At 42.7% G+C, this 25,410-nt stretch carries 38 protein-coding genes and 1 tRNA gene; 7 read left to right on the top strand and 32 right to left on the bottom strand.

What is annotated here, in order from left to right; translation table 11 throughout:
- Window positions 1–23: 23 nt before the first annotated feature.
- Window positions 24–884 (bottom strand): hypothetical protein, encoded by an 861-nt coding sequence (locus tag AB685_RS00530; protein WP_047968618.1) that lies wholly within the window; start codon window positions 882–884, stop codon window positions 24–26.
- 220 nt (window positions 885–1,104) lie between these two features.
- Between AB685_RS00530 and AB685_RS31605 the strand changes: the two genes are divergently transcribed.
- The gene (locus AB685_RS31605; protein ID WP_198530434.1) at window positions 1,105–1,275 is read left to right on the top strand and encodes a hypothetical protein; all 171 of its coding nucleotides are present in this window, start codon (window positions 1,105–1,107) and stop codon (window positions 1,273–1,275) included.
- A 40-nt stretch (window positions 1,276–1,315) separates the two neighbouring features.
- Here the strand turns inward: AB685_RS31605 and AB685_RS00525 are convergent, their stop codons facing one another.
- The 7 genes from AB685_RS00525 to AB685_RS00495 form a co-directional block, all read right to left on the bottom strand.
- Window positions 1,316–2,011: a hypothetical protein gene (locus AB685_RS00525; protein WP_047968617.1), complete on the bottom strand. Its 696-nt coding sequence runs from the start codon at window positions 2,009–2,011 to the stop codon at window positions 1,316–1,318.
- Window positions 2,008–2,673 (bottom strand): hypothetical protein, encoded by a 666-nt coding sequence (locus AB685_RS00520; protein ID WP_157860684.1) that lies wholly within the window; start codon window positions 2,671–2,673, stop codon window positions 2,008–2,010. The genes AB685_RS00525 and AB685_RS00520 overlap by 4 nt, the downstream gene beginning before the upstream one ends.
- A 73-nt stretch (window positions 2,674–2,746) precedes the next feature.
- Entirely contained in the window at window positions 2,747–3,643 is an 897-nt protein-coding gene (locus AB685_RS00515; protein ID WP_047968615.1) for an ABC transporter ATP-binding protein, read from the bottom strand.
- Window positions 3,644–3,645: 2 nt separating this feature from the next.
- Window positions 3,646–4,026, bottom strand: a complete 381-nt coding sequence (locus tag AB685_RS00510) for a GntR family transcriptional regulator (protein WP_047968614.1) — start codon at window positions 4,024–4,026, stop codon at window positions 3,646–3,648.
- A 112-nt stretch (window positions 4,027–4,138) separates the two neighbouring features.
- A complete protein-coding gene (locus AB685_RS00505; RefSeq protein ID WP_047968613.1) occupies window positions 4,139–4,657 on the bottom strand; it encodes a GyrI-like domain-containing protein in 519 nt (172 codons plus the stop codon).
- Between the two features lie 119 nt (window positions 4,658–4,776).
- On the bottom strand, window positions 4,777–5,538 hold the full coding sequence (locus AB685_RS00500; protein ID WP_047969655.1) for an AAA family ATPase: 762 nt from the start codon (window positions 5,536–5,538) through the stop codon (window positions 4,777–4,779).
- A gap of 22 nt (window positions 5,539–5,560) precedes the next feature.
- Window positions 5,561–6,541 carry a phosphotransferase gene (locus tag AB685_RS00495; RefSeq protein ID WP_047968612.1) on the bottom strand — a complete coding sequence of 327 codons (981 nt, stop codon included), beginning with the start codon at window positions 6,539–6,541 and terminating at the stop codon, window positions 5,561–5,563.
- Between the two features lie 219 nt (window positions 6,542–6,760).
- On the opposite strand from AB685_RS00495, the gene AB685_RS31150 reads away from it, so the two are divergent.
- From AB685_RS31150 to AB685_RS00485, 3 genes are all read left to right on the top strand, one after another.
- Window positions 6,761–6,857: transfer RNA gene (locus AB685_RS31150), tRNA-Sec, on the top strand.
- A 189-nt stretch (window positions 6,858–7,046) separates the two neighbouring features.
- The gene (locus tag AB685_RS00490) at window positions 7,047–8,015 is read left to right on the top strand and encodes a tyrosine-type recombinase/integrase (protein ID WP_047968611.1); all 969 of its coding nucleotides are present in this window, start codon (window positions 7,047–7,049) and stop codon (window positions 8,013–8,015) included.
- 127 nt (window positions 8,016–8,142) lie between these two features.
- The gene (locus AB685_RS00485) at window positions 8,143–8,337 is read left to right on the top strand and encodes a hypothetical protein (protein ID WP_047968610.1); all 195 of its coding nucleotides are present in this window, start codon (window positions 8,143–8,145) and stop codon (window positions 8,335–8,337) included.
- 40 nt (window positions 8,338–8,377) lie between these two features.
- Here AB685_RS00485 and AB685_RS00480 read toward each other — a convergent pair whose 3' ends face one another.
- From AB685_RS00480 to AB685_RS00405, 17 genes are all read right to left on the bottom strand, one after another.
- The gene (locus AB685_RS00480) at window positions 8,378–10,276 is read right to left on the bottom strand and encodes a hypothetical protein (RefSeq protein ID WP_047968609.1); all 1,899 of its coding nucleotides are present in this window, start codon (window positions 10,274–10,276) and stop codon (window positions 8,378–8,380) included.
- Window positions 10,276–10,542 carry a hypothetical protein gene (locus tag AB685_RS00475; protein ID WP_047968608.1) on the bottom strand — a complete coding sequence of 89 codons (267 nt, stop codon included), beginning with the start codon at window positions 10,540–10,542 and terminating at the stop codon, window positions 10,276–10,278. The genes AB685_RS00480 and AB685_RS00475 overlap by 1 nt, the downstream gene beginning before the upstream one ends.
- Window positions 10,543–10,548: 6 nt before the next feature.
- A complete protein-coding gene (locus AB685_RS00470) occupies window positions 10,549–10,899 on the bottom strand; it encodes an HK97 gp10 family phage protein (RefSeq protein ID WP_053073680.1) in 351 nt (116 codons plus the stop codon).
- Window positions 10,899–11,267: a hypothetical protein gene (locus AB685_RS00465; RefSeq protein WP_047968607.1), complete on the bottom strand. Its 369-nt coding sequence runs from the start codon at window positions 11,265–11,267 to the stop codon at window positions 10,899–10,901. The genes AB685_RS00470 and AB685_RS00465 overlap by 1 nt, the downstream gene beginning before the upstream one ends.
- A 155-nt stretch (window positions 11,268–11,422) precedes the next feature.
- Entirely contained in the window at window positions 11,423–12,151 is a 729-nt protein-coding gene (locus tag AB685_RS00460) for a hypothetical protein (RefSeq protein WP_047968606.1), read from the bottom strand.
- A gap of 15 nt (window positions 12,152–12,166) precedes the next feature.
- Window positions 12,167–12,976, bottom strand: a complete 810-nt coding sequence (locus AB685_RS00455; RefSeq protein WP_047968605.1) for a hypothetical protein — start codon at window positions 12,974–12,976, stop codon at window positions 12,167–12,169.
- A 155-nt stretch (window positions 12,977–13,131) separates the two neighbouring features.
- Window positions 13,132–13,863 carry a hypothetical protein gene (locus tag AB685_RS00450; protein ID WP_047968604.1) on the bottom strand — a complete coding sequence of 244 codons (732 nt, stop codon included), beginning with the start codon at window positions 13,861–13,863 and terminating at the stop codon, window positions 13,132–13,134.
- A 79-nt stretch (window positions 13,864–13,942) separates the two neighbouring features.
- Window positions 13,943–14,128, bottom strand: coding sequence for a hypothetical protein (locus AB685_RS00445; protein ID WP_047968603.1), 186 nt, complete (start codon window positions 14,126–14,128; stop codon window positions 13,943–13,945).
- Window positions 14,129–14,233: 105 nt separating this feature from the next.
- Entirely contained in the window at window positions 14,234–14,536 is a 303-nt protein-coding gene (locus AB685_RS31600) for a hypothetical protein (protein ID WP_198530433.1), read from the bottom strand.
- 95 nt (window positions 14,537–14,631) lie between these two features.
- On the bottom strand, window positions 14,632–14,772 hold the full coding sequence (locus tag AB685_RS31145) for a hypothetical protein (RefSeq protein ID WP_157860683.1): 141 nt from the start codon (window positions 14,770–14,772) through the stop codon (window positions 14,632–14,634).
- Window positions 14,756–15,016 (bottom strand): hypothetical protein, encoded by a 261-nt coding sequence (locus tag AB685_RS00435; RefSeq protein WP_128755775.1) that lies wholly within the window; start codon window positions 15,014–15,016, stop codon window positions 14,756–14,758. Before AB685_RS00435 ends, AB685_RS31145 begins: the two co-directional genes overlap by 17 nt.
- A 78-nt stretch (window positions 15,017–15,094) precedes the next feature.
- Window positions 15,095–15,949 (bottom strand): hypothetical protein, encoded by an 855-nt coding sequence (locus AB685_RS00430; RefSeq protein WP_053073679.1) that lies wholly within the window; start codon window positions 15,947–15,949, stop codon window positions 15,095–15,097.
- 316 nt (window positions 15,950–16,265) lie between these two features.
- Window positions 16,266–16,490, bottom strand: a complete 225-nt coding sequence (locus tag AB685_RS00425; protein WP_047968600.1) for a helix-turn-helix transcriptional regulator — start codon at window positions 16,488–16,490, stop codon at window positions 16,266–16,268.
- Between the two features lie 417 nt (window positions 16,491–16,907).
- A complete protein-coding gene (locus tag AB685_RS00420) occupies window positions 16,908–17,783 on the bottom strand; it encodes a hypothetical protein (RefSeq protein ID WP_128755774.1) in 876 nt (291 codons plus the stop codon).
- Window positions 17,784–18,045: 262 nt separating this feature from the next.
- Complete coding sequence (locus tag AB685_RS00415; protein ID WP_047968598.1) at window positions 18,046–18,429, bottom strand: hypothetical protein; 384 nt, start codon at window positions 18,427–18,429, stop codon at window positions 18,046–18,048.
- A gap of 103 nt (window positions 18,430–18,532) precedes the next feature.
- Window positions 18,533–18,826, bottom strand: coding sequence for a hypothetical protein (locus AB685_RS00410; RefSeq protein ID WP_047968597.1), 294 nt, complete (start codon window positions 18,824–18,826; stop codon window positions 18,533–18,535).
- Window positions 18,827–18,862: 36 nt separating this feature from the next.
- Complete coding sequence (locus tag AB685_RS00405) at window positions 18,863–19,129, bottom strand: hypothetical protein (RefSeq protein WP_047968596.1); 267 nt, start codon at window positions 19,127–19,129, stop codon at window positions 18,863–18,865.
- Window positions 19,130–19,267: 138 nt separating this feature from the next.
- Here AB685_RS00405 and AB685_RS00400 point away from each other — a divergent pair, with 138 nt between their 5' ends.
- Window positions 19,268–19,549 carry a helix-turn-helix transcriptional regulator gene (locus tag AB685_RS00400; protein ID WP_047968595.1) on the top strand — a complete coding sequence of 94 codons (282 nt, stop codon included), beginning with the start codon at window positions 19,268–19,270 and terminating at the stop codon, window positions 19,547–19,549.
- 19 nt (window positions 19,550–19,568) lie between these two features.
- Here the strand turns inward: AB685_RS00400 and AB685_RS00395 are convergent, their stop codons facing one another.
- The 4 genes from AB685_RS00395 to AB685_RS00380 form a co-directional block, all read right to left on the bottom strand.
- Window positions 19,569–20,261, bottom strand: coding sequence for a hypothetical protein (locus AB685_RS00395; RefSeq protein ID WP_047968594.1), 693 nt, complete (start codon window positions 20,259–20,261; stop codon window positions 19,569–19,571).
- On the bottom strand, window positions 20,248–21,438 hold the full coding sequence (locus AB685_RS00390; RefSeq protein ID WP_047968593.1) for an FtsK/SpoIIIE domain-containing protein: 1,191 nt from the start codon (window positions 21,436–21,438) through the stop codon (window positions 20,248–20,250). The genes AB685_RS00395 and AB685_RS00390 overlap by 14 nt, the downstream gene beginning before the upstream one ends.
- Before the next feature lie 2 nt (window positions 21,439–21,440).
- Window positions 21,441–21,761, bottom strand: a complete 321-nt coding sequence (locus AB685_RS00385; protein ID WP_047968592.1) for a hypothetical protein — start codon at window positions 21,759–21,761, stop codon at window positions 21,441–21,443.
- 238 nt (window positions 21,762–21,999) lie between these two features.
- On the bottom strand, window positions 22,000–22,212 hold the full coding sequence (locus AB685_RS00380) for a helix-turn-helix transcriptional regulator (RefSeq protein ID WP_241773218.1): 213 nt from the start codon (window positions 22,210–22,212) through the stop codon (window positions 22,000–22,002).
- Between the two features lie 55 nt (window positions 22,213–22,267).
- Here AB685_RS00380 and AB685_RS00375 point away from each other — a divergent pair, with 55 nt between their 5' ends.
- Both AB685_RS00375 and AB685_RS31140 read left to right on the top strand, forming a co-directional pair.
- A complete protein-coding gene (locus AB685_RS00375) occupies window positions 22,268–22,879 on the top strand; it encodes a restriction endonuclease (protein ID WP_053073678.1) in 612 nt (203 codons plus the stop codon).
- Window positions 22,866–23,027: a hypothetical protein gene (locus AB685_RS31140; RefSeq protein ID WP_157860682.1), complete on the top strand. Its 162-nt coding sequence runs from the start codon at window positions 22,866–22,868 to the stop codon at window positions 23,025–23,027. The genes AB685_RS00375 and AB685_RS31140 overlap by 14 nt, the downstream gene beginning before the upstream one ends.
- Window positions 23,028–23,454: 427 nt before the next feature.
- On the opposite strand, the gene AB685_RS00370 is transcribed toward AB685_RS31140, so the two are convergent.
- The 3 genes from AB685_RS00370 to AB685_RS00360 form a co-directional block, all read right to left on the bottom strand.
- Window positions 23,455–24,132: a hypothetical protein gene (locus tag AB685_RS00370; protein WP_047968590.1), complete on the bottom strand. Its 678-nt coding sequence runs from the start codon at window positions 24,130–24,132 to the stop codon at window positions 23,455–23,457.
- Between the two features lie 370 nt (window positions 24,133–24,502).
- Window positions 24,503–24,760 (bottom strand): hypothetical protein, encoded by a 258-nt coding sequence (locus AB685_RS00365; RefSeq protein WP_047968589.1) that lies wholly within the window; start codon window positions 24,758–24,760, stop codon window positions 24,503–24,505.
- Between the two features lie 49 nt (window positions 24,761–24,809).
- Window positions 24,810–25,361, bottom strand: coding sequence for a recombinase family protein (locus AB685_RS00360; RefSeq protein WP_047968588.1), 552 nt, complete (start codon window positions 25,359–25,361; stop codon window positions 24,810–24,812).
- Window positions 25,362–25,410 lie beyond the last annotated feature (49 nt).

Below are 25,410 nucleotides of genomic sequence, written 5' to 3'. Positions count from 1 at the left end.
ATATCATATAGTTTAATATATTATTAGAAAAAAAGAGCATTTTCCGGTGGTGGTGCTGGTGGTGCGTTAACCCATTGGTCCCGATAAATATGTTGCCTCATCACATAAGGTTGCAGGAAATTCACTCGTATTTCCTCTAAGGAGCATGCTATAAGGTCAAAAATAGATTTCGATGACACTTTCTGATCATAAGAATGTCCTTTCGCGTTACTTCCTGAAGGCTTGGTCTGGGATATAAATAAGTCCGGAGACTCTGATTCAGGAAAATGCTCAGGGAGATCCTCTAACGGTATATAGCCATTATCCTCTACGGTAGCAGTATCGACTCCACTAGACTTCAACGACTTTTCTGAACTATCATCTAATCTATTTGCCGAGCTGTCCTTTAGTTGCTCCATTTGAACCTTATTTTCAGGCTCAAGACCTACATTTTTTTCAACAACTTCAGAAGGCTTCTTAGATTCTGACATTTTATGTATAGGCTGGGTTGGATTTGACACCTGTCTTTTCTCAGCTTTCGCTAACCGAGCTTCCTTCGCTTTCTCATTTGCCTGGGCAGGTAACTTCTTTGAGGATTCAGGCCGTGTGTCATGCTGCCTTTCTTTTTGTGGTACATGTATCTCCGGTTTCTTTCCCTTCTCTGGCTGTTGAGATTCATTCCTGTTGTAAGTTGGACTCGCATTCTCGTTGCGAGTATTCTCTGCTTTACGGCTACCGGTATGAACATCTTTGTTCAGATCCATTTTTGGAACCACCACATTTTTTTCAGCAGCTTTCTCGTTCCCCCCACCTTGAGTTGCCCCTTTTTCAGCTAATCCTATTGTAGGAAAAAGCAGCAAAAACAGAAAGGTAAGTGAAAAAATCAAACTGTTACGCACATTCATCGCTTCACCTCCTTTCCAGTTGTAACGCATACCTACTAAAACATTCCTCTAAACCCAACTTTTTTTGTCGGTTGATGTAGAGTATAGTATTAAAATGTTTAAATTTTCGAATAGTAATTTACAAAAAAAATTTTAGGTGTTGTCTCTGCTTTTTACTTTCATATGTTAGATTAAATATAAACAATTCCCAAAAAAATGAAATAAGGGGGTCAAACCACAAATGGAGACTTTCGGAAGAGGATGTTTATACATCATTGTTGGTATTGGGGTACTTCTATTGCTCGCCATTGTCACACAAAGCCATATTAATATTCCTATCTTTTTCGCAATACCACTGGTCATACTGGCATTTTATATCGCAAAAAAGAAAACAGATGATAAAAACAGGTAAACAAGCATGAATATTCTTCATGCTTGTTTTTGATATCATCCTATTTTACTTCTGTTACATACATGACGTCCTCATTCCAAGAAACTTCCACATTTTCAGGAACCTTAATATAGATGATGGAATCTCTGGAGGAGCTGCTGGAACCTTGCATGGACCATTTTTCTCCACTGAATTGCGCGAAAGGGAATTCAGGGGTCAGATAGGCCATGTGTTTTTCAAAAAAAGGAGCAGCATCTATTTCCAATGTATTTTCAGAAAACGAAGTGGACGGAAGTGGCAGGTCATCGGAAAAGTCAAACTGATTGATTTCAAACAACCCCTTATAGATGAATATCTCTATTTCATCCTTCAATTCATCCGTTTTCTCCAACATAATCGTATGATCAATATTACCTTCGCCGCTAAGCATTAGCTCCTTTTCATTTATAGAAATGGATTCCTTGCTTGCGAGATATTGTTCTTCAATATATTCTTTGTTCAAGAGACGCTCATACAAGATATATCCGCTTTCATCATGCGGGTAGTCCTGAATCTCCAACAATCTGTTTTGTGAACTCAGAAAGTACATAATTGCAAAACATAGTAAAAGTATGATGTACCCCCCTAGTATCCAGAGGTTTTTTTTAATCGATGTTGAAAATTTCACCCCTTTTACTCCCTTGGTGAGAACAAATAGGATGCCTATAAGAATGATGAAAAAGACTAACAAATTAATAATCAATCCAAAGCTGCTCATTGACGAACCTCCATTCTACTGAAAATGGCAATGGCACTACCGAAGAGTACGGTTGTCGTCAAAATCACTTTAGTAACAAACGTCATGAAAGAAGACTCAATATAGAAGAATTCGACGATGGTTAAAAGGCCACTAACCTCACTGATGAAGCCTCCGAAAAACAGATACCCAATTATTATTACTGGAACCAGCACTTTAAAAAGGCTTGAAACCCTGACCAAAGTGCCTACAAAATACCCTGCCGCTCCGCACATGAAAATGTAGAAAAAGGCAGTCAGGATGCCCATAAATAAGAAACTGCCCATATTTATGGAAACGGGTGAATAGTAGAAGGTATCGAACTTAGGCAAGTAAAACACAATAACTTTTATCGTGTACGTGGATAAAAAAGCAGTAACAGTCCCAAGCACACTTGCTACAACAACAAAGAGTATATTCGATAAATCACTACTCAACCGATTGGATATAAACGAAAAATCCTCATCTCTGTATGATTTAGATGTAATGATGATTGATACAATAAAAACCCACAACATTGTAAAAACGAAAACTAGATTAGCAGAATAATAATGAAGATTGTAGCTTACTTGATTGGACCCTCCGCCTGACATACCTACTCCATTCATGGAAAACAGGACGGCAATCATCTGTAAAATTATCAATGATATATATACTCCCGAATAAGCACTCAACTTATAAAGGAATTGCTTTTTGACGACTTGTTCTAATGTGACCTTATTCAAAGACTGCATCAATCCCACCACTTCCTTTACTAGTTAGATAGATGCATACATCGTTGGAGGAAACGGAAGAAAGATTGAACCCTAACTTTCTTGCATCTTGTTTGATTTTTTCTGTGAATCTATTTTCAATAACGGCATAGGTCACTTCCGTACCAATCGGTTTTCGGTAGAATACCTCTTTATCCTCCAGCCATTCAGTAAGAACACTTGTCTTCCCTTGTACCCCAATCGCATATTCCTTAATATCAGAAACAGGCATGTGCAGCAGTTTTTCCCCATCCTTAAGCAAAAGGATATCTTCCAAAAGGTCTTCCATCTCTTCAAGGTGATGGCTAGAGATAATGATGGTTCTCGGTTTCGCGATGTAATCCTTCAGGAGGACACGGTAGAAATCCTTGCGTACCGAAGCGTCCATTCCAGTAGTGGGTTCATCAAACATAGTCAGTGCACAACGCGATGCCAAACCGACAATCATATTAAACGTGCTCTTCATCCCTTTCGATAATTCGCTATGACGGTGATTATTACGAAACGAAAAATAATCGAATAGTCTTCTAGCAAGCTCTGCATCCCAATCCGGATAAAATGCTGCTGATGCATCTAATACCTCTCCCAGATTTAACGCGATCGGAAATGCCATCTGATCATCTACGAGAATGCTGTTGGCTGAAGCGAGCAAGCTATTATATGGTTGTTCATTAAAGACTTTCAACTCTCCAGATGTCTGCTTCTGAAAACCAGCCATTATTTTCAGCAGGGTCGTTTTACCCGCACCATTCCGACCAATCAAGCCCGTTATTTTATTTTCATTAATATTGAAACTCAGGTCATTAAGAGCCTTTGAGCGACCATAAACCTTAACCAAATCCCGACATTCCACTACTTTCATCGTTATTCCCCCTTGCTTTGTCTACTTTCTTGTCGGACCATCTCCAGTAATTCATCCATTCCAACATTTAATTGCTCGGCCTCTGAAACCAACTCTGAAACCAACCTTTTTAATGTATGTTCCCGTCTCTTCGTCAGGATGATATCTTTTGCATCTTCTGTTACAAACATGCCGAGCCCCCTCTTTTTATATAAAACGTGGTCCTCCACCAACAAGGTAAGTCCTTTTGCTGCTGTTGCAGGATTGATATTGAAAATTTCTGCAAGCTGGTATTGTGAATACACTTTCTGATCCTGGAGAAAATTCCCGTTAAGAATCTCAGTTTCCAGCCATTCGGCAATTTGCACATAAATCGGTTTTGTACCATCCGTGTTTAAAATCAATGTTCCACCTCCATCCAAACTAGTGCATTAGTGTTGTAATGCAGTATATTATATTTACCAAAATAATGCAACGGCGTATCAGGAAATTTTATACACAAAAAAACGACACCATTTATTGGCATCGTTTTTCATTGACTTTTGGAGTTGCTTTTACAACCGGAATAAGAATTTCAAAATGTGGGTCATTCAAGTCCCGCCCCCTTGGATACCTTTCATGTTTTATCGGAAGGTCGTCATAATATTCAACGCCAGTTTCTCTTAGCGGTTGATACTCATTATTTTTAAACCACTTGTAGATTTCCGTATAGGTGGCGCCAATATCTTTGCCTTTGGGGTGGTCCACTTTTAAATAGAGCATTGCCGGAACAATTATCTCCAGCATTCCCTCAGGCACTTCCTGCTCTTCCTCTACCTCATAAACCGAGAAATGGACAAATCCATCAGGTCTGAGGTGATAGGATAACCCAAGTTGCATGTCAAGATCCTTTGTATGTGGCAATTCTATTACTCTGGTACTCATATGTTGGATCACTTCTTTTAATGTAGGTACTTCCGAATATGGACCTTCCCACTTTAAACCTACAGCCCGATAGGCAGGAAGGTTAACTAATTCTCCCACTACTGTTTTCATTTTGAATAAGCCCCCTTTTTTAAAGAACAATACGGATGCAATGGAAAAGCTGCGTTATGATTGCTTGGACCTGCCAAGTCAATTCCTATCTCAATCATTGGGCTTCCCCCTTCGGACATTCAATTAGAACGAAACAAATGATGCAACATCCTATCCCTATCATCAAAGAATTGTTTCATAATGGTGTAGTGAGGCGTCTCTTCGAAGGAGGTTTCGCACATTCCTTCTTCGGTCAATTCAAGGATTTTTGCATCGGGATAAGCCATGACTATTGGTGAGTGAGTGGAAATGATGAATTGCGATCCATCCTGTACCAGTTCGTTTATCCTGGCAAGCATGGACATTTGCCTGAGTGGTGACAAAGCTGCTTCCGGTTCGTCCAGTATGTATAATCCCTTACCTTGAAAGCGCTCCACAAAGGCCGCAAAAAAAGATTCTCCGTGAGACTGTTGATGAAGTGACTTTCCTCCAAAAGAATCGATAATTCTTCTCCCACCGCCTGCTTCCCGGTCCATCTCCTCAATGTTTGTAGCAACATTATAGAAGGTTTCTGCCCTGAAGAAGAAACTGTCTGTTGGTCTCTCCGCCCCTTTGATGACACGTAGATAGTTATCCAACTCCGAATGGGAGTCATAGCTTGTGAAATTGAAATTTAACGTCCCACCTTCAGGGTTAAATCCAAGTGCAATCGCAATCCCTTCAAGCAGTGTAGATTTTCCCATCCCATTTTCACCGATGATGTAGGTAACGTTTGGGTGCAATGTAAGGGTTTCTAAATTTTTTATAACCGGCAGGTGGAAAGGGAAATATTCAAAGGAAGGTATGTGGTCTCGTTTTAATTGGACTCCTCTAATAAATTGCGTATCTCTGACTAATTTCAAGTCAGCTCCCCCCTTTTTATCCTCATCCATTTAAGATGTCTTCTAGGTCAAAATAATGCTCTTGCAACCATTTCATTTCTTCTAAAAATCTAATAGGTGGTCCGACGTGCTGATCCATATCTGCATCAATCCACCAAGTACTCTCCATATACCATAGTAGTCTAAGTCCTTCTATCAACACAGTATCACTACATATTCTGTGTTCCCTGTAACCTTCCATAAAACTAGATACCAACTCTACATCAAGGATATTATTGTATAAAGATCCAGACAGTACCGCCCTCGCTACATCTAGCTTAGGATAGTCATATCTAAGTCGATCGAAGTCCAAAATGGCTGAAATTCCACCTTTATGGAACAGGATATTATCCAGAAACAGATCTCTGTGGGCCCAACCGGTATCTTTCATTCCAAGGGTATCCAGGTCGATCCTCTCCGTTAAAGAAAGTTGTTTATCAATTAATGGGATATGCCCCATCTTACCTTTGGCTTCTGTTTCCTCCTTGACCCTCATCCAATGACTCATCCGGTGTTTTACTGGGGGAGGAATAAATTCGGCTCTTTCTTTCGTTCCTACTATTCTGTCATTTAGGATGGCATGCATTCTCCCGGTGCATTTCCCCAAGTGGTTCATTTCTCCGCGAGTTAAACAACCAGGTAGTTTTATTTTTCCAGGACAAAACTCCATGACCATAAAAATCTCTCCATTGGAAGATTCCAATAAACGATTATCTTTATCTAAATAAATGTTTGGGCAAGGGAAACCTTTCTTATACAATCTTTTCTGTTGTCTTAGAGCAAATAACAGATCTTGACGGTCATACTTTCTTAACCTATCTTTGTTGAATTGCTTGATCAGAAAAGTACCAGCTGTTGTTGATACTTTCCATTTTAAATTTAGGTACCCTCGAGTTATAGGTGAGATATTTTTTATTTCACCAGGTAAACGTGAAGAAAGTGATTGCAGAATATCTTCCAATATAGCTTCTTGTGACTTTATCATATTTTTTAATCACCCGACTTATTTATTTGCTTAAATCACTTACTCGCGACATAACGATAGCCAAGAAATTTCATCTGTGGGCTTCGATTTTTTAGCATATTTTTCTATTTTTCTATTTACTATCGTATCACGAGCGAACAGACGTTTCCACCCTTTTTAAGTTACATTTGCTATTGCATTCTTTCCTTTCAATAAGTAAAATGGTACTATCCAACGTATGGGGCTGATTGCAATGCTGGTGCTTGTCTCGGTCTTCAAAACCGTTTGTGAGGCGCGTGCCGTCTCAGGTGGGTTCGATTCCCACGCAGTCCCGCCATATGTATTCTTACTCGCGCAAGGCTTTACGGTGATTTGACGCTGATTTGCTCGGTGATTTGTTCGCCCTTTTCCGGTACAGTTTTCGTGTCGGTCAAACGGTAGACTGTCACGGACTGACTCGCAAAACCGTTATAGTCTGACGATAAAACCGGTCCGCCTACGTAAATTTACGGAAGGTGGTTTTTTTATGCAACGGATGATGAAAGTCCGCAAGTATGCCCGCGATTTAAAGACAACGCATGGCAGCACGGAAATGCGGACAATGACGGCAATGTTCGAGCAATTTATGTTTATCAAGAAGGCGGAGGGTTTGGCGCCAAGAACCCTCGCGGAATACGACACGAACCTCGATTATTTTATGCGATATACTGGCGGCGACTTAACGCCCCATGAAATGACAACGGAGTTATTTGTCGGCTGGATTGAGTATATGCTTACCGAACTCGACTACTCGCCGCATACTGTTAATATCCGCGTTAGAACAATGCGGGCATTTGTGCGATATTGCTACGAGGATAAAGGCTGGATTAGCGAGCCTATACACAAGCGATTTAAGACGGTCAAGGCGCCAATTGATAACGTTGAGGCATTTACCGCGGAGGAAGTAAAGCGCATGATCGGTGCGATTGATGACTCTTCCTATACCGGATTCAGAACGAAAGTCATTGTTTACATTTTGTTAGACACGATGGTGCGTTGTGCTGAATTATGCGAGATTAAACGTGAGAATGTTGACCTTACTGGCGGCACGATTTACCTGGAAGGCGCTGACACGAAAACGCGTAAAGGCCGTCACGTACCTATGTCACACCCTACAATTAAGCTATTAAGCGAGTATATGCTCGAAACGGATATATTTGAAAGCGACTACTTATTCCTTACTTATGAAGGTGAGAGGATTAGCGCCAATAGAATACGAGAGAACATCGCTATAGTTGGTGTAGTTGCGGGAATTACGAATAAGCGCGTTAGTCCGCATACTTTCCGCCACACTGGCGCTCTGTTCTATATTCTAAATGGCGGAGATCCATTCAGTCTACAGAAGATACTAGGTCATACACATATGAACATGGTGAGGCGTTATATACAAATGACAAATATTAATGTGCAAACGCAACATAATGCTTTCTCACCGTTGAACCACGTTTTCAAATAAATTCAATAGATTTTTGCCGCCTTCAAAACGATGGCGGTTTTTTTTGCAAGGAATAAAAAGGTAATAGTCGAAATATGTAGAATGAATATTATAAACAAATTTTTTCATTTAGAAGGAGTTGTTGAGCATGGGGCCAATGATATTTAATGTAGCGTTACTTCATTTTATCGCAAGTGGCGGTAGAAAAGGAGTCTCTAAAGAAGAGATTTTAGAGCAAAATCTTTCTACGGGTAAAACAACAATCGACTACGATTTGAGTACGTTGATTTTTCAAAAGGACGTTATCGCAAAAGGCGGGCGTTATTACATCGCGGTAAAATAAAATAGGCAGCCCGACGAAGCAAGCCGCCTATATTTAATTACTACCTAACTCCATGCACTCGATCTTTGAATTGAATACGAGTGGCAAGTTCGCGTTCAATGAAGTCTACCATTTTATACAGATTTCCTTCATCCGCATCACCGCGGTACTCAAGGTTCACCGTAATATTCTGCGTACTGTTGTTATTATTTACGACACCGCTATTTGCGCCGCCTCTAGCAGACGACATGCTGCCCGCTATTGCCGGCTCATTGAACTGGAATCCGCCCATTGTTGCGTCGGAAAAGGACTTTGTGGTCTTGACTAGCGATTTAGTCGCGTTACCAATACCGATGTTTAACCCCTCGCCGATGTCGCCCCCAATGTCGATCATGACTCGCGCCGGAGATTTAACGCCGAAGAATCCGGTAATTGTTTTCTTTACCGCGCTTGCAACCTCGAGCGCCTTCTCGGCCGCCTTTGTCGCCATTGCGCCGATACCGTTAATGAGGCCCTGGATGATGTCTTTACCGACTTGTTTAAGGTCGATGTCCTCGAAGAATTTCTGGATGTTGCCCCATATCTTCTCAATTGCCTTTTTCGCGTCCTCAAGCTGATTCGAGATAGCGTCCTTCATCCCCTCAAAGTCGCCCTTTACTAGCGCCTTTAGAAAGTCCGTCGCATTCCCTATCGTGCTTTTGATATACTCGAAAATCACCTTCACGTTTTCCCACGCGAGATTAAGGTATTTCTTGATAAACTCGCCTGCTGCGCCGAACTTTTCGTCGATTATCTTGGACACAAAGGTCGCGGCTTTCTTTACGACTTCCTCTATTTTCGCGAAAATTACGGCCATAAAGGCCTTTAGCGCGCCCCAAATTTCCTCGGCTTTAGCTTTTACCGTATCCCAGTTGTTATAAAGCCATATGCCCGCAGCTACAAGTGCCGCGATTGCTAATATAGTCAGCCCGATAGGATTCGTCGTCAAGAACAATAGCGCCTTACCGAGTACACCGACCACTTTTGCGATATTCATAACAACCGTGATTAAGTGCCCCCCAATGACAAGCATCGGACCGATAGCCGCAACTATTCCGAGAATCATCAACGTCGTTTTCTGACCTTCCGGCGATAAGCCTTTAAACCACTCGATAAGGTTAAGGATGAACTCGCCCACTTTAGCAAGCGCCGGCGCGACGTGCTCCTGGAATGCGGGCACTAGGACGTCCGTAAATATTGGCGCAACCTTTGCCCCGATGTCCCTCGCCAGCGCCATTGCTTGCGTTTGCAGTCGTACCATACTTTGCCGGAACTCATTGGCAGCGTTAAGTGCATCCTCGTCTAAAACTCCGCCGAGATCGTGGGCTTCGGCTTTCAACGCATCTATTTGGTCAACACCCATCCCGAGTATCGGCGCCATATCTTTCCACGCGCCTCCGAATAACTGCGAGCCAATCGCGTTTCGTTCTAGCGGATCATCCATGCCGGCAAGACTCGAAACTAGCGTGTCAATCATGTCGTCCGGAGTCATCTTTTCCAGGTCGCTAAAACTTAGGCCGAGCTTACTTAGCCCTTCCGTCGCTTTTCCGCCCTCCGCCTCTAACTGCGGTAAACGGCGTATAAGTCCTTCGGTTGCGTGAGCAACACTTTCTGCGTCAACTCCGGCGATATTCGCAACATGACCCCACTCTTGCAACGTGTCCGTACTCATTCCGGTTATGTCGCGCAAGTCTAATAGTCTATCTGCGTGATTACCTGTCGCGGTAGCCAGTCCGAATAGACCGGCGCCAGCTGCGGCCATCGGTCCGGTAACCCATTTACTCATTTTGCCTCCGACGTCTTTCATGCCGCCACTTAGACTCTCTAATTTACCGCCGATTCCGCTTGTTTTACTCTCCAAGTCTTTGAAGATGTTCGAAAAATTGTCTATGGCGCTAATATCTATTTTTACCGTTTCCATTATTCCTCACCTCCTGTTCTCGTAATCTTGTCGTGCATACCTCGCAGATACTCGTTATCCGCGTCCTCTTGGCGCATAATAGCCGCCTTTGAGTGGTCGATAAATCGCAGTATATCCGCAATCATTTGTCTGTCTTGTCCGACCGCTTTCCGCTGTTCTTTGTCCAGCAATCGCATGTAACGATTAATAATGCCGGTCACTTCCTTGCGGTTGTCCTGTACGCCCAGCTCGGCGTGGAGATTCCGCAGTATTCCGCTTGCTTTCATTTCCTATCACCTCCCTAACTTCCGAATGCGTTCGACGATGTCTTTACGGAATATCGCTCGCCCGTTCCATATGGACTTTCGGAAGAATCCTTTTTGCGTCGGATGCTCGTACTCTTGTCGCATGGCATACTCGCGATCAGACCCGTAACTCCACGTTGCAAGCCCGCGCTGTTTGACCGACGACACAATCGAGTTTTTAAGATGTCCGTCGCGTCTTGGTGCGTTGATAGCCGCCTCGTTCGCCATTTTCAACGTGCTCTTTTCCGTTATGCCGTCCAGGTCTTTTGCGAGGTCGGCCGCAGCTTGGGTGCCGAGTTTCTTTATTACTTGGTCAAGGCCGGTCACTTTGACGTTCATTAGGTCGTTCGCCTCGCAATGCACTCGCGACGATTGACTTCGCCGATTCCTTTTGCGGTAGTAGAAATGATTTCGTAAGACACTCCTTGATATAGAACGTGGTCAACGCCCACCAAGTCGATTTCGCTTGTAAACGACACTTTCACGTCGCCTTTTTCCAGCAAGATGCCCTGCTCGATTTCCTTTACGTCGACTTCCTTCCAAACTGCGTCGACCACCGTTTCGGCCGATTGTCCCGGTAAGGGCTCGCCGGTATATGGATCGGTGCCTCCTCCTTGCACACGCACTAAAGCTACTTTTACTGTCCGTTTAAAGAGCATTTCGGCGCGATTAGCCTTCATGAATTCGATGTCACTTTGCGTTAGCATGACTAACTCCTCCTTTTCTTTAAAAAGAAAGAGCCACCCGAAATTAATCGGATGACTCTTATGTGTGACCATCTGGAAAAGGCCAATCAAAAAAAAAAAAACACCGCTAGAAGCGATGTTTAAATTAAAAGTGTACATTATTGATTGGCAAGCCGTTATAAAAGGAAGTTCTCGACTGCTTCAAATATTGGGACTGCGATACCGAGCATTTCGTACTCATCGAAATGCCTGTATATTACTAAGTTACCATCTCTAGTTAGAAGGGTTTTGATTGCTTCCGAATCTTCAGTTAATCCTGGTATGTCAATCCTAAGGGCAGAAATGCTTCCACCGCTTGTTTCATATTTTTCCCAGTCCTCGCTTTCAGTGACACTACCGCCCCCTAAATACGCGACCTCAACATTTTCTATTTTCATACCACGAAACCACCCTCCCTTAATTGCACCCTCTCTAGAAGTTTGTAAGTGTTCTTTAAATTTAACTAAATCAATCTTAACTGATTTTGCTTCAAGTCTTTTAGAAACATCCATATCCGGATGGCTTCTTAACCTTCTTAGAGCTTGTTCAGAAATAATTCTTCTGGTACCAGAGGTATAAATAAACTCCTTGTCTTTCACAAAACACGGAAATTTCTCTTCTGTTGAGATAGCGACAATATCATAAATGCTTCCGTCCTCAAGCATCCCTTTTCCGTCAAACTTATCACCGAGTTGGTGTTTAATTTGTACCTTGTCTAAATCTACATCAGTGTACTCTCCCTTACCCAATATGTTCACTGTAGTTACAAAAGTTGAGGTCCCCTCACCTGTATTTACTTCCGCGCTTGATATAGGAAAGGTTTCAGGATACCTCTCAATTTTGTACATTTTTACTGACTGAGCCAAATTTCAACTTCCCCCTTAAGCAATTTTCAAAACCAACTTCTTCAGTGCACCACTAAGTATTTCTCTTCTATCTGTGGTTAATGTTATATTTCTATGACTTATTTTTTCAACTGTTGAAGTTGATTTTGATAAGATATTAAATGATTCTACTTCATTTGGTTTGTGTTCAATTAAAAACTGCTTTACCAAGTAGTCCTTTGGCATATTCTCTGGTTCAACAATCACTGTATATTTTTCCTCGGAAGGAATGAACTCTTTTTCGAAGAAATAATAAAAATCAAGTAATATGCCATTTATTGCTTTATTATTATCTCTATATCGAAGGCTTGCAACGGTCCTAATTGTAATATAAACCAAATCTTTACCATCATCATCATAAATTTCAGCATCTGTTAAAGAAATATCCAAATACATTACATATTTTTCAATAAATACCTTTAAATTAGATAACCTATCAAATGATGTTTGAACTGAATCATGAGTTAAAGTGATGTTAGAGTTTTTAAGCGACTTTTCGGCAATTTCTTTAAATACTCTCTCTTTCGAGAATAGAGTGGGTACTTGTTCTTTCCTAACAGTAAATACTCCAATTGCTTCCCACTTAAACATTCCATATCCGAAAAAGTGCTTACATGCTCTCAATGTCTGTTTAGCTTTTCTAGAGTTATCTAAAAAGGTTGAAATGATCGCAATAATTAATCCGATACCAACCACACTTCCGAATACACTTGCACCATTATTTATCACCTGTATTATTAACGCAGCTCCATAAAGGAGTAACAATACTATCCATTTATTATTGGTCATCCACTTCTTAAAATCCATTTCAACCACCACCTTAAAAGTAGTTTCCTTATTCAATATTTAACCATTTATAAAACAAATAAACAAGACGATTGACTATACATAAAAGTATTTACTAAAATATTACTCGTGTTTCTTATTTATTGCTGCTTTCCAACAGCGAAAAGGCTCGCAGATTATTTCAATCTATTAAAACGATAGCCTAACGTCCCCTTATACTTTTCAATCGCATCAAGCATGCGGTATTCAACGTTTGCGCCTGCTTGCGCCTCGTACGTTGCCGCCTTCTTAATGTCGTCGTACGTATTTCTAATAGATGTCTTTGCGATCGACTCACTAATTCCGTTAGCTTTCGCATGTAGCATCGCTTTAATTTCCGTAAATGAAGCCAGCAACTCGGTAGCCGTCGCCTGATCCATAGCTTTTGCGTGCATTTGCAAGTATTCAACCGCGCCAGTAAACGAGTACGCCATGTCGACCTCGCTTTTCATCACGCCAACCTTCCGCTTAATTGCTTCGTAATCTACCTTTTCCGCGCTGCTTCCGACTTCCGTTGCCCTTGCCAGTGCGCCGTTCTTTAGCGCGGCGATGTCTTGGCGGTACTTTTCGTTTACGTCGGCAATCTTCTGCGCATATTCTTCTTTAAGCGCGCGTTTGTCCTCGGCTTTGGCTTCCGGAGTCAGACGGTAATCTGCGTCAATTGCCGAAGCTTTTTCCGAGTATTCATCCGTAAGCGCCTCGACCTTACTTTCATGCGCGCTCAGTGACTTGTAATTTACCTTTTTCGCGATGCCTTCTTTCTCAAATTCCGCTGCAACGTGCTCGTCGACCGGGTAGATATAGCCCGCCGTATGGTTTGCTCCTCCGTGATTTCCATTTTGTATCATATAAACTTCAACTTGTTTCATATCAAATACACTCCTTCAAATTTTCTGTTATCGTATTCTTGCAATCGCTTCTTAGACCGCAATTTCTCTTGCGTCCCAATTAAACCGCCCTCCCTTTAATTCGGAAGTCCAATATCAGGCGGGGCAGCATTTCGACTATTCGGCGCTTGCTTACGTCCGTGCCAAATAAGAATGTTTTAAGTTCCCCTTTGTGAAGTACCTCCACCTTTTGCGGTTGTTTTCCATTGCGAATAATTTCGTAGCTAAAAGCCGGCGTTCCTGACATGTAAATTCCTCCTCTAAAAAGTGTAATATTGGGATTTGTGTATAAACACTGCACCCCCTCGGTTTTTGCATTTTAAAAGCCTTATATGACGCGGTTTCCAGACGTCTAAATCGTCTTTCTGCTCCTCGTCCTTTCAAGGTATTTCCTGTTTCTAATCTTGCGGTTTTCCGCCTCGGCTACCTCCGCGCATCCTGTGCAGTATTTTTGACGGTTATTTGTCGGCGAGATTGCCGTTTTACATTTCTCACACCTAACCGCTTTACTGCGATAACCTTTCGGAAAGTGTTCAAGATAATCGCTCTCAAGTTCCGGATCAGCCGGCAACACACTCCGCATAAAGTACGGGCAGACATTACCGATCATCGAATCCGTTTCAATTTGCACGACGCATAACTTGCACATCGTCATTTCGCATTCAATGTGGGGATTTGCTTTGTAGTTGGCGCAGTTATTCCTTGCCAAGCGTGCCAGTCTACCGCGTAATGATTTCCGCTTCCTTTGGTTCATGACATTTCCTCCTCGACGACAAATAAGGCCGCAACCCTGCGTCCCTCTTCCTCGAATATTTCCGCAATCAACTCATAGCCTGACTTGTGCTCAAGCCGATGAATCTGATATGCAGTAGTTTCATAGACCGTTTTCATCTCCTTTATCTACCTCCGCGCCGACCTTTAACATCACGTCAACCCACTCGCTGATTGTTGCCATAGATATGTCGTAATTCCTCCGAGGTGCGAACGCGAATACTACGTTTAGGACTAGTTTTTTGCGGTATCTCTCTTTAGTTGCGTCGTCCATCGCTCGATACGTTATCCAGTTCGTTGTTTCGTTTACATATTCGTCAATGTAACCGATTAGAGCCTCAATCTCTTCGTTCATTATTAACACCTCTTATTCACTCGCCCCTCCGCTCTTGGCATCATCAGGGCATAATAAAAACCCTCCGGCAATGTCCGTAAGGGTTTGTTAGTATTCTTTAGAAGCAAACATCGCAATAAGTGAAGCGTCCGGCTGACCGGCTTTGCGATAAAAGATGAAAGGATTTAACGTAATGTATTTAACGCGCGCATCCTTTACAAATTTAGTAGTCTCAGCAATGGCACCAGCTTTCTTTAATTCGCGCAACACTTCTATTGCTTTCTTTTCATGCATTCCGAGCATTTCGGCGATGTGCTTACCTGACAAGAAACGAATGTCTTGCGGATATTCCTCAAACGGATTTGCGCATATCATATTCGTTTCGTAATGAACGTAAGGAAGAAGTTTGTATAAAGCCCCAAGTTCAGCCGGTTTCAATTTAACGGCTTTAAGCGTTGAGAAAAATGTTTTTACCACCATCGACTCTTCATCCCCTTTTAATTTTTTTCGAAAATGGTAACGGTTGTTCATTACGTAATTACCGCGGTCGTCCTGCTCGACAATATCTTCTTGGATTAATTGCGCGATAACCGTCTTTACCGTTTTCGGCGTGACCTTTAGCGCTTTGGCGAATTGCTTTTCGTCTAACGGATTACCGTCCGCATTTACTAATACGTTCGACTCCCATTTGATATACGGTTGCAGCGAAAGCACATAACCGCAAATTTTATTCGGCAGATTGTCCGTTATCTCACGGATATTACGCATATGCGTAAATGTAAAATGACGGCGATCCCTCTTTTTTATGCGCTCAAATTCGATGGCCTCGAGTTGCTCCTGTGACTTATACCGGAATGTTCGGCCAGCTTCGTCCTGTGCATATCCGTTGTTTCCGATTGGCGTTAAACTTCCGATTGGTGCGGACGTCCTTACTACTCTCATTTGTTGCCTTAAGTCTTTCATAACTAGCTCCTCCACTCATTTTCCATTTAATTACCAAAATAGGTAACCTTTTTTTCCACTTTTCGGCTAGATAGGTAACCTTTTTTTCCATTCATCAAAAACGCTGTATCCTTTGCTCCCCAACGCTTCCAACCGTTTTTTTGCCGTTTTTAAAGAAATTTCTTCTTTATCTTTATATAAGTAATAAAGACAAACCCTTGCGCCCGCCTACACAAAAACCGTTCCGGCGGCCGCTACCCTTCTTTTCTTTTTAAAGGATTAGCGCAAAAAACATAATAGATAGCATGAGGGGCGGACTTCCCCGATATGCCAGGCGTTAGCCTGTGGTCTTAAACGTTTCTACTAACCGCTCTACCTGGCGCCTTAACTCCAGCGATAACTGAAATTGTTGCGTAATCTTTCCGTATAAGTCCGCAGATACGCCACGCTCTCCTAACTCGATCTTTGCAATAAGCGAACGACTAACGTCCAGACGGTCCGCCATAGCTTGTTGCGATAGTCCGTTTAATTTCCTAATTACTGCGAATAGCTCCGGTTTCATCCCGTTTCCTCCTCCGTGTTCAATTTGTTACATACTGCAAAATAAAAAATACCCGCATGATTGCGAGTGATTAAATGCCTCCTAATACGTATGTCCAGTCAACGCGGTAAAATATCGTATTCCTCACTTATATAGGTAGCTAAAGGAACAAAAGATGGCTATTTATCGTTAATTCCCAATAATCCCTCAGTATCCCTGATACAAAATGCAATCAATGTTCGCTTGTCACTATATAGGCCGTACAAACACGCAAAAAGTGGGTATTTACTGCGAAATACTTTTCGACAATTTCCGCGCAATGAAGTTCGTTCCAATAAAAAAAAGACCCAGCTTCCGGTTGAGCTGCGTCCAATAATCAAACGTTCTGCAGGTACGTTCGATTTTCATCCTTACTAATATGAATAGATGTCGTGTTTACTAGAGGTAGTTTCGTGGAGTTTTTGGCAATTCTTTTTTAATTTCGAGTAAATTTCCTTCAAATGCTGGAATCACCGTTTCATTTTCACGATTACCCGACTTGATGTTGACGGTATAGACATTGCGCCCACCAGTATCTTTCATTCTTAGCATCGGCATTCGGCTCTTGTGACTTCCGTTATGTGGTTTGTGAGTGGGTGACGTACCGCAAACAATATCTTGCGGATCTCCGTAACCTTCCATCTGTTTCGCAGATTGTTGTGACATCACGAACTCGAAAAACCCTTGTTCTTGCGGGTTATCGTCGTTCGCCACCGGATTATAGTACAAAAACATTTCCTCTTCGTACTTTGCGCGGGTAGACGGCTTTAAACTCACAAACTGTCCGTCGTAGACGTATGCGTCCGTGCCTTTTCTACGGTTCCTTGTGGCTGCGTTATCTCTAACGCTTTCGCATTTGCTCGAGCAAACGTTAGTCTTGCCGTTGCTATTGCAATAGAACACGCTTCCACACACTTGGCATTCACGGAATCGACTGACTCTAAACGGAATATCGCGGTGTTTCAGATACAGGTCAGCACCCGGTAACCGAGTATATTCGAATTCCTCGTTGAATACATTTTCGACTAGCATGTGGAAGTCCTTCCAGTACCGAGTCCGATACTCCTTGACCTTTTCGTGGAATTCCTCGACCCTGTAACAGAAATCATCATCGAAAAGCACGAATAGAATCTCCGTCAATCTGTCGTAATGGTAGCGACTCATAACTGAAGATGTTGGTTTGTTTTTCTCCAACCGCAGTCGCCACCTTTCACCGCGTTCAAGAACATTCGTGCGCTGGGTGTGTTGCTTCTTTATACTTTCCTCTGCTTTCATGTAACCAATCCCTTCCGCTATTTTTTCGGGCGTCACGGCCCTAGGCATAGACAATGAATCCGAAATTAACGTAGGTATGGTTAAATTCATTATCCTTCTTTTCCCACTCCCCTTCAAGAAAAATATTTATGCCAGCGATCTTGTTACGTCACTGCATGCAACATGTCGAGGTTGCCGCCTCGCAATGCTCCACGCAATTCCGCGCCACTGTTAATCGACGAGCCAATGCGCCCTTGCCTCCGACGCACCGACTGCCTAATGCTTAAATTAAAACGCCGAGTTCTTCCGCTACATCCCACGCAGTATAAGGTGATTTTATTTGATTCTTTAACGTCCGACTAATCGTTCTTCGGTGACGTTTTTCTATTTCGTCGACAGCTTCTTGCGCGAGCTGATAAAACGGACTTATCCGAGCCTTTTCATCTTTGATTGCGCGACGTTTTGCCAGTACGTCTTTTAGTTGGCTCGTAAATAGAATAGAGTCTAATTCTTCAACAGGGCATAGCTCTAGTTGGTGATAGAGCCGAGATATCTCCTTATCAAGTGCGGAAAGAATGGCGTTAAGCTTTTCGTAAGTATTAATTACCTCGCGGTATGTCTCGACTAGCGTACGATAATATCCGTCTGTCAAGAATTCTCTATTCATTCCGCCTCACCATCCGCATCCAATGACCGCCATAGGACGGCGCAGTACAAAAGCACCGCGCATGCCATGACAAGTAATACCGCCCATGTATGATCGTAGTACATCAAAGCGCCTCTTGGTAACGGTCTAATAGAGACATTAGTTCAGACGCAGTAAGGTCCGGTCTTGCTAGTTGCTCACGCACCTCTACGTTATCTTTTAGAGCGAACAATTCACTCAACTGTTGAAAGTAACCGCGATACTTATTTGATGGCATTAGCGTTGATACGATGATAAGCCCGTCCATTTCAACCGCATAAAAATCCGAGTTAGCGATTTTCGTCGCCTTGAAATATTCCGGGGCGTTAGGTTCGACTTCTAATACGACAGCTACAACTTTCTTATTTACGTTTAACATGTTATAATTACCTCCAAAGTGTTAGTAGTATAATGCTTACTTAGGGCGCCGACTGTTGCAGCAGTAGTCGTCCTTTTTTAATGCAGAAAAACATTCGAATATTTGTTGCGCGTCCAGTAACTCAGACATTCCTTCGCCAATCAAGATAAGACTACCTAACGGCTTAAAGCGTTCGACTTTTAAATCGTTTCCGTCGGCGTACATAAATACGTCCTTTGCGATTAATAAGCCGGGTTGTTCGACGGAAAAATAACCAAATTCTTCATCGCCGACGTAAGTCGCTTGTACTTTCTTAAATAGCAACTCGTCACCTCCTTATTACGTTTTACTAATTGCGTAATATCTTGCTTGTCTTAAATATAAACCTTTTAACTAATTGCGTCAAGCTATTTACGTAAATATTTTTATGATTTATAATTACCTATATGGAGGTGCTTGTTTATGGCATGGGAAAATATGAAAAGTATGGGCTTTAGTCCTACATTAGAAGAAACTCTCGCGGAGTTGGAGATGACTAGAAACGCGCTATCTGTGGAATCTAAAGTCCGCCCTGGCACGGTAAATGAGATTTATGCGGGCGAGGCGAAGCAAGTTAATTTCCAAACGCTCGCGGCTATTATAGATACTCTTAATCGCGCAGGATTCGAAAAAGGTCTGAGTAGAAGATTTACGGTCGAAGATATTTTTATATACGATGCAAGAACGAAGAAAAGCGCCGAGTAACGCACTCGAGCGCTTTTTTTTATTTCACGTTTAATGTTAACGTGCCGTTGCTAGACCGCATCTTTGGCGCACTAGCCGGCTTTACTGGCGCAGGATCACTCACGGCAAGCGACCGCACGAACTCCGCAAATGATGGCGTTTGAAATACTTTAAACGGATACCTCGGCTCTATCGCGTATCTCTGCTCCGTTATTATGAGAACGTGTGGCGTTACGGTCTTATTGGCGGGCTGCCACGGTTCTTGCGCGATAATGCCGGAATTGTACAACGCCTCATAACGTGCCAACTTCTCCGCCATTTTCTTCTCCGAGTAGATGGTGCGCTGTACTTCGATAAACATTGGCTTTTTGCGGAAGATACAGAAAATATCTGGCTCGACCGTTCCCTTACGCCCGTACTTTGGTTCAGTTAGGAACATTGCGCAACCGCCACTCCGCATCATTTCTTTATAGACGTCCAGTATCGCAAGGAAATGCCCGATCTTGGCGCTGTTCTGCTTCATGTTTACGTCGCCGCCGAAATAAACGTAGGGCACGAACGCGGTCGAGCGCTTAATGTGGCCCTCGCGTACTAGGCGCAGCAGAACGTTGTTGGCAGCAAAGCGTGGGTTTTTCAAGCCGGCAAAGTGTAGCTCGGCTATGCTATCGCGGTCCATTACGCGAAAACGGTTGAGATCGCTTAAAATCGCCTTATCACGCTTAGTCAAGGACATCGTCAAACACCTCCTGTTCGATTGTCGGAACATCGGTGTCCCCACTTTCCAAAAGCGTAGACATCTGCGTATATGAATGATTCCGCCAGTCGTCTGTCTTATACTTTGCGAGGATTCTCTCGACCGCCTCTTCGTCCAGGTAGGGCGCTCGCAGCTCCGTCAGTTCATCGCGATTCAAAATAAACTTGCCCGGCTGATCCTTGCCTATTTTCTCGGCGCCTGGCGTTTCTCCCATTAAGGCATTGCGTAGGTCGACCGTGCGAAATCCCATGCGGACGGATAGCATGCCACGTACATCCGTGCTTAGTATCGAATGACTCGGCCTCTGCATCGACAAAATGGCATAAATCCCATACGCGCGTCCTAGCGAGGCTATCTGCAGCAATTGCGCCATGATCTCCTTATCGCGAATCATAACGAACTCGTCGATTATCAACATCACATACGGACAATCGCGCTTAACCGCAGCCAGCAGTTTGTTTACATGGCGGACTTTATGCGCCTTTAATAACTCCCCACGGCGTTCTAGCTCGCGTTTAAGGTGCTCGAGTGCTGGCGCCAAGTCGCGAGCAAGATAGCTGATGCTTTTAACGTGCGGTACTTGCTCGTAAACGTTCAGCTCCGACATTTTAAAGTCCGCCATATAGAAGTGCATCTCCTCGGCTGAATAGCGCTGTATGAGCGTCGTTGTAATCGAGTGAAGGGTTGAACTCTTACCAGATCCAGGTTCGCCAAATATAAGCAAATTCGGCGCGTTGGTGGCATCATATACGACAAGTTCTCCTTCACGACTGCGCCCGGCTACGATTGGCACGATTATTTTATCGCGTTCAACAACCGACAATATGTCCGAGTAGTTGTACGTAATTTTATCCGGCAGTTCTCCCGCGAAAATGGTAAGCGTGTATTTCTTTAAGTCGCCGGTCAGCCGAATGTTCTTGCCGAAAACTTGCCGGAATACGTACTCTTTTTTGCGGACTAACTTCGGGTCGACTCCGTTCGGCAACGTAAAGATATAGCGCAAAGTTTTATCGTCGTAATTGAATGCAATGTCATGTATTTTCGGCGCTCGAAAGCGTTCCCTATCGCCTGACTTGTAATAGTTGCCGATGTCGGCAATTTTAAATACGTTCAGCAGCTCGCCTTTGGCCCGTTGCCTTGCGAACCATTTCCGCATACCTACCACCCCCACGCCATAAACGGATTAGAAACGAGGAAGTAAACTAGCGCGATAAAGAATGCTGTCGGGCAGGCAAAACGTAGAATGTCGTTTATTACTTCCGCCAGGTGGTCGAGGTTGCTTCCGGATAAATACTTTTCGAGCATAACAAACGACAGGATGCCGATAGCCGCACATAGCGCGATAGGGTCGAGCATTGCGACGGGGCTGATAGATAGTAGCTTGACGGATCCGATGCGCAGTGGCTGGCCCTTCTTTTTATTCTGACATTTCATAAAATTACGGAAATCCAGCACCTCAACTTTTTCATTCCTCCACATTCTCTCCCACACTCCTCTTTAACAAGTTTTGATAAACGCATAAGATGACTACTTGAAGCTTGGAAAAGTGCAACTCGCAATCTGTTTTACTACTTATTTACTGCACAAAAATTATCGTGGTTAAAATACAACTGCAACTGTTTTGATTTCATGTTAAAAGCCTATGTAAACTCGGCATAATTATTGCGTGTCCGCATAAAATAATTGCGCAGACAGGCAATAAAAAAAAGACTCCGCATTATTCCGGAGTCAACTTAAATATCTCATTGACCGACAACCCCACTTTTTCACTGATTTTTAGTGCTATTTCGAGTGAAGGCTGGACTTTTTGTTTTTCATAACGGTTATACTGATATATGCCTATCCCTAGATGTTGGGCGAAATCTACCTGGCTTTTCTTAAGATCGTATCTTATATCTCGCAAATTATTTTCTATTGGCAACGGAACCACCTCATAGAATAATTCGATATTTTCTTATAAAATCCTTTAAGGAAAAGGTGATCGTATGTCCCGACGTAAAAAGAGGCGCAGCAAAAAGTACGCGCCAGAACGTATTATGTATTTCTTTATAATAATAGTTGTCCTGAACGCGCTTGCGAAAGCCGACTCGATTAAGTATGTTTTCCTGGCGTTATTAAACCTCGGCATCATGCTTCTCGTTATTAAACTTTTCGCGAAACCTGCTTTTCGTTATTGGAAGGCACGCCAATATATATTTTCCGGCGTAGAGGAAACCGACTCGCTCTCCGGCCACGAATTCGAGCATTACCTTGCGCCAGTATTTGAGCGGTACGGTTATCGGGCCGAAGTAACGCAAGCTAGTGGCGAATATGGTGCTGATTTAATACTGCGCAAAAAAGGAAAGAAAACGGTAGTACAAGCGAAGTGTTATGGCGAAGGAAAAAAGATTGGCGTTAAAGCGGTTCAAGAAGTTGTCGGCGCAAAAGGTTATTACGGGGCTACATACGCAATGGTGGTGACTAATCAGTATTTTACTAAACAAGCGGAAAACTTGGCGAAGGCTAATGGCGTTAAACTAGTTGATCGAAGTGAGCTAGCGAGCATGTTATATGCTTGTAATGCAAGGCGAGGGGTGACCGTAGATGTTAACGGATAAGCTACGGATAGTAGAATTAAAGCGGCGCCTACTGAGTACCGCCACTATGCTTGCGGAGGATGAAGTATATACTCGCGAGGATGCAGTAAAGGATATTGCGTGGGTAGTGCGGCAGCTGGACGACATGGAACAAAATATATACTTATAGAAAAACCTCAAAAAATTTTTTGAGGTTTTTTCATGTTGTTGGCTAATTTAGACAATCTCTATACAATAGAACATAGAAGAAATACAACTCTGAAACTACTATATATTGATTGTCGAAAAATAATTATATACTATATATAGTAGTTTCGGTTGCGGTTTTACTAGATGTTGTGGTATATTTTATTTATCCCAAGTATTACTATTTTTTTTGAAAGGAGGAACGCTCATGACGATAGAAATTTTTTCTTTATTAATTGATTTTGGCGTTTTACTTACAACTATTTTCATCGGATTTTTCGGACTAACAATTAGTTTATTTAATTTTCATCAAACAAAAAAGTAATTCCCCCGGCGACCAACCAAATGGAATTACTCTCGCAAACTAGGAGCGTAAACAGCTCCTTTTTTATTTTAATTTACTATAAAATTTATCTAAACGCAACCTTCTGTATTATCGAATCTGCATCCTCGAAACTGATTCCGAACTGATCCGCAGTTGCTTGCACAGCCGAGTCACCCTCAAGGCCTTCTTGAAATACGTTATCATTCCACGCGTAATAAATATCGAACTCCTCCGCGGTTGGGTAATCTTCGCCCATGTCTTTCGGCAATTTACCGCTTATAGGCGAACCTATGTTATACGCATATTCAAAAGTTTTATAATCGCCTGTTTTTACGTCCATTGCCTTAGCCCAATCACCTTCCGGCGCGTATTCTATTTTTCCGATTGTATAACCGTTGTTTACTTGGCGTTCATCGTCAACGAGCCACACAACAATCGCATTAAACTTCTGTTCTTCTTTTGCGTTTTCCACTACGTCATGAGCAATCGCCTTAACTTCTTCTTCGCTAATCATGACGTCCTCTACTACCGCCCAATACTCGTAACGCTTCGCATTAGCAATGTTTAAGTCGCCACTATACGCTACATAATAATTCGGTACTTCCGGTGCTTCTTCCTCTTCATCGTTACTCACTGGCGTCGAGTTATCTTCTGTCTTAGCTTCCGCCTTGTCGGTGTTCTTGTTTAGTTCATTCGTTGCTGAGTCGTTTCCGCAGGCAGTTAAAAGAGCCATCGTTAAAAGTAATACTAGTAATCTCTTCATAATTGATTCCCCTCAAATATGTACTTTAATTCCCATACTACCTTAGCGTATATTCCTAGATGTGTAAATAGATTTCGATTGATTAGGTGAACGTATTCGGTAATGCAATAAGAACTGAGGACAGCAATGTCAGTAGACGCTCTGACATCCGATTTACAATGCGTAAAGTCAAAGATAAAAAATGATGCGCGAATTTTAGGTGCGCTAGGCGAGGGGAATTCTGCCAGACTACCGCCCCCCCTAAACGTAGACCCCGAGTTTTAAAATTTTGTAAGAAAGATTCGGATGCCAGGTGACGGCTAATTGGCGGACCTAACCCCCGCCCATATAAAAGAGCCGGCCACTACTGCGCCGACTCAATTATTAATAGTTATTCTTTTTCTTTTTCGATTGGGAAAAAATAATTATCAGTTTTATGCTTCTTAAAATCCAATTCTACACTACTAATAACCTGTGTTGTTTTGGCATTTTCATAAACTTTTATAGTTATGGCGCCATCTTTCACTCGTTCATATATAGCAACTAGCTTTCCTTCTTCAAACTTAATATCCGCTGTATCGTATTGACCAGACGGTAAATCATAAATTATGGCACCTCCAACACTTTCGGGTGTATATGTATAAAGCATGTTTCCACTCCTCTCTTATATTTATATATATATATTCTACACGGAGATGTTATCTCCTTTTGCGCTTTGCTCTAATTAATGTTGACTTACTAATGCCGGTCATCTCTTCGACCTGCTTATACGAATGCTCATCGAGTAGTCCCAACGCATGTTCTACTTGCTTCTTAGAGAACTTCTTAGGTCTGCCTTCGCGGTAGTCATCGCGCTGCCTTGCGATTGCCTTGCCTTCTTGCGTTCGTTCCACGATCAGGTCCCGCTCAAACTCCGCAAATCCACTCATAACCGTAAATATAAGTCGGCCAGTTGGTGTGTTCTCGATTAGTCCCATATTCAATACGTGCACCTTGACGCCACGCTCGAACAGTTCCTTTACTATTGCGAGGGCTTCCGCAGTTGAGCGGGCAAAGCGATCTAGCTTAGTAACGACTAATGTGTCGCCAGCTTTTAGCGTATTAAGCAACGCCTGGAATTGCGGTCTGTCGGCTTTCGTACCGGTGAACTTTTCCGCGAATATTTCCTCACAACCCTCTCGCAATAACGTTCCTTGTTGCGCCTGCAAATCCTGACCTAACGTTGACACCCTTGCGTAACCGTACTTCATAATTACCGCCCCTTTTATGACACTAAGTTATGACACGTTTTGATGCCTT

The organism is Bacillus sp. LL01 (assembly GCF_001037965.1).
This window is presented reverse-complemented; position numbering and strand designations above follow the sequence as displayed.

Bases quoted from the DNA above. Each gene is read 5' to 3' on its own strand.
- AB685_RS00505 (WP_047968613.1), bottom strand. From the start codon at position 4,657: ATGAAAACAGTAGTGGGAGAATTAGTTAACCTTCCTGCCTATCGGGCT.
- AB685_RS00470 (WP_053073680.1), bottom strand. From the start codon at position 10,899: ATGAACGTCAAAGTGACCGGCCTTGACCAAGTAATAAAGAAACTCGGC.
- AB685_RS00530 (WP_047968618.1), bottom strand. From the start codon at position 884: ATGAATGTGCGTAACAGTTTGATTTTTTCACTTACCTTTCTGTTTTTG.
- AB685_RS00385 (WP_047968592.1), bottom strand. From the start codon at position 21,761: ATGTGGAGGAATGAAAAAGTTGAGGTGCTGGATTTCCGTAATTTTATG.
- AB685_RS00415 (WP_047968598.1), bottom strand. From the start codon at position 18,429: ATGAATAGAGAATTCTTGACAGACGGATATTATCGTACGCTAGTCGAG.
- AB685_RS31140 (WP_157860682.1), top strand. From the start codon at position 22,866: ATGTTAACGGATAAGCTACGGATAGTAGAATTAAAGCGGCGCCTACTG.
- AB685_RS00455 (WP_047968605.1), bottom strand. From the start codon at position 12,976: ATGGATTTTAAGAAGTGGATGACCAATAATAAATGGATAGTATTGTTA.
- AB685_RS00360 (WP_047968588.1), bottom strand. From the start codon at position 25,361: ATGAAGTACGGTTACGCAAGGGTGTCAACGTTAGGTCAGGATTTGCAG.
- AB685_RS00445 (WP_047968603.1), bottom strand. From the start codon at position 14,128: ATGTCAGGAACGCCGGCTTTTAGCTACGAAATTATTCGCAATGGAAAA.
- AB685_RS00425 (WP_047968600.1), bottom strand. From the start codon at position 16,490: ATGAAACCGGAGCTATTCGCAGTAATTAGGAAATTAAACGGACTATCG.
- AB685_RS00475 (WP_047968608.1), bottom strand. From the start codon at position 10,542: ATGAAAGCAAGCGGAATACTGCGGAATCTCCACGCCGAGCTGGGCGTA.
- AB685_RS00365 (WP_047968589.1), bottom strand. From the start codon at position 24,760: ATGCTTTATACATATACACCCGAAAGTGTTGGAGGTGCCATAATTTAT.
- AB685_RS00485 (WP_047968610.1), top strand. From the start codon at position 8,143: ATGGGGCCAATGATATTTAATGTAGCGTTACTTCATTTTATCGCAAGT.
- AB685_RS31600 (WP_198530433.1), bottom strand. From the start codon at position 14,536: ATGACGATGTGCAAGTTATGCGTCGTGCAAATTGAAACGGATTCGATG.
- AB685_RS00430 (WP_053073679.1), bottom strand. From the start codon at position 15,949: ATGAAAGACTTAAGGCAACAAATGAGAGTAGTAAGGACGTCCGCACCA.
- AB685_RS00395 (WP_047968594.1), bottom strand. From the start codon at position 20,261: ATGTCCTTGACTAAGCGTGATAAGGCGATTTTAAGCGATCTCAACCGT.
- AB685_RS00450 (WP_047968604.1), bottom strand. From the start codon at position 13,863: ATGAAACAAGTTGAAGTTTATATGATACAAAATGGAAATCACGGAGGA.
- AB685_RS00525 (WP_047968617.1), bottom strand. From the start codon at position 2,011: ATGAGCAGCTTTGGATTGATTATTAATTTGTTAGTCTTTTTCATCATT.
- AB685_RS00490 (WP_047968611.1), top strand. From the start codon at position 7,047: ATGCAACGGATGATGAAAGTCCGCAAGTATGCCCGCGATTTAAAGACA.
- AB685_RS31145 (WP_157860683.1), bottom strand. From the start codon at position 14,772: ATGAAAACGGTCTATGAAACTACTGCATATCAGATTCATCGGCTTGAG.
- AB685_RS00400 (WP_047968595.1), top strand. From the start codon at position 19,268: ATGGCATGGGAAAATATGAAAAGTATGGGCTTTAGTCCTACATTAGAA.
- AB685_RS00370 (WP_047968590.1), bottom strand. From the start codon at position 24,132: ATGAAGAGATTACTAGTATTACTTTTAACGATGGCTCTTTTAACTGCC.
- AB685_RS00375 (WP_053073678.1), top strand. From the start codon at position 22,268: ATGTCCCGACGTAAAAAGAGGCGCAGCAAAAAGTACGCGCCAGAACGT.
- AB685_RS00495 (WP_047968612.1), bottom strand. From the start codon at position 6,541: ATGATAAAGTCACAAGAAGCTATATTGGAAGATATTCTGCAATCACTT.
- AB685_RS00410 (WP_047968597.1), bottom strand. From the start codon at position 18,826: ATGTTAAACGTAAATAAGAAAGTTGTAGCTGTCGTATTAGAAGTCGAA.
- AB685_RS00420 (WP_128755774.1), bottom strand. From the start codon at position 17,783: ATGAAAGCAGAGGAAAGTATAAAGAAGCAACACACCCAGCGCACGAAT.
- AB685_RS00390 (WP_047968593.1), bottom strand. From the start codon at position 21,438: ATGCGGAAATGGTTCGCAAGGCAACGGGCCAAAGGCGAGCTGCTGAAC.
- AB685_RS00465 (WP_047968607.1), bottom strand. From the start codon at position 11,267: ATGCTAACGCAAAGTGACATCGAATTCATGAAGGCTAATCGCGCCGAA.
- AB685_RS31605 (WP_198530434.1), top strand. From the start codon at position 1,105: ATGGAGACTTTCGGAAGAGGATGTTTATACATCATTGTTGGTATTGGG.
- AB685_RS00515 (WP_047968615.1), bottom strand. From the start codon at position 3,643: ATGAAAGTAGTGGAATGTCGGGATTTGGTTAAGGTTTATGGTCGCTCA.
- AB685_RS00480 (WP_047968609.1), bottom strand. From the start codon at position 10,276: ATGGAAACGGTAAAAATAGATATTAGCGCCATAGACAATTTTTCGAAC.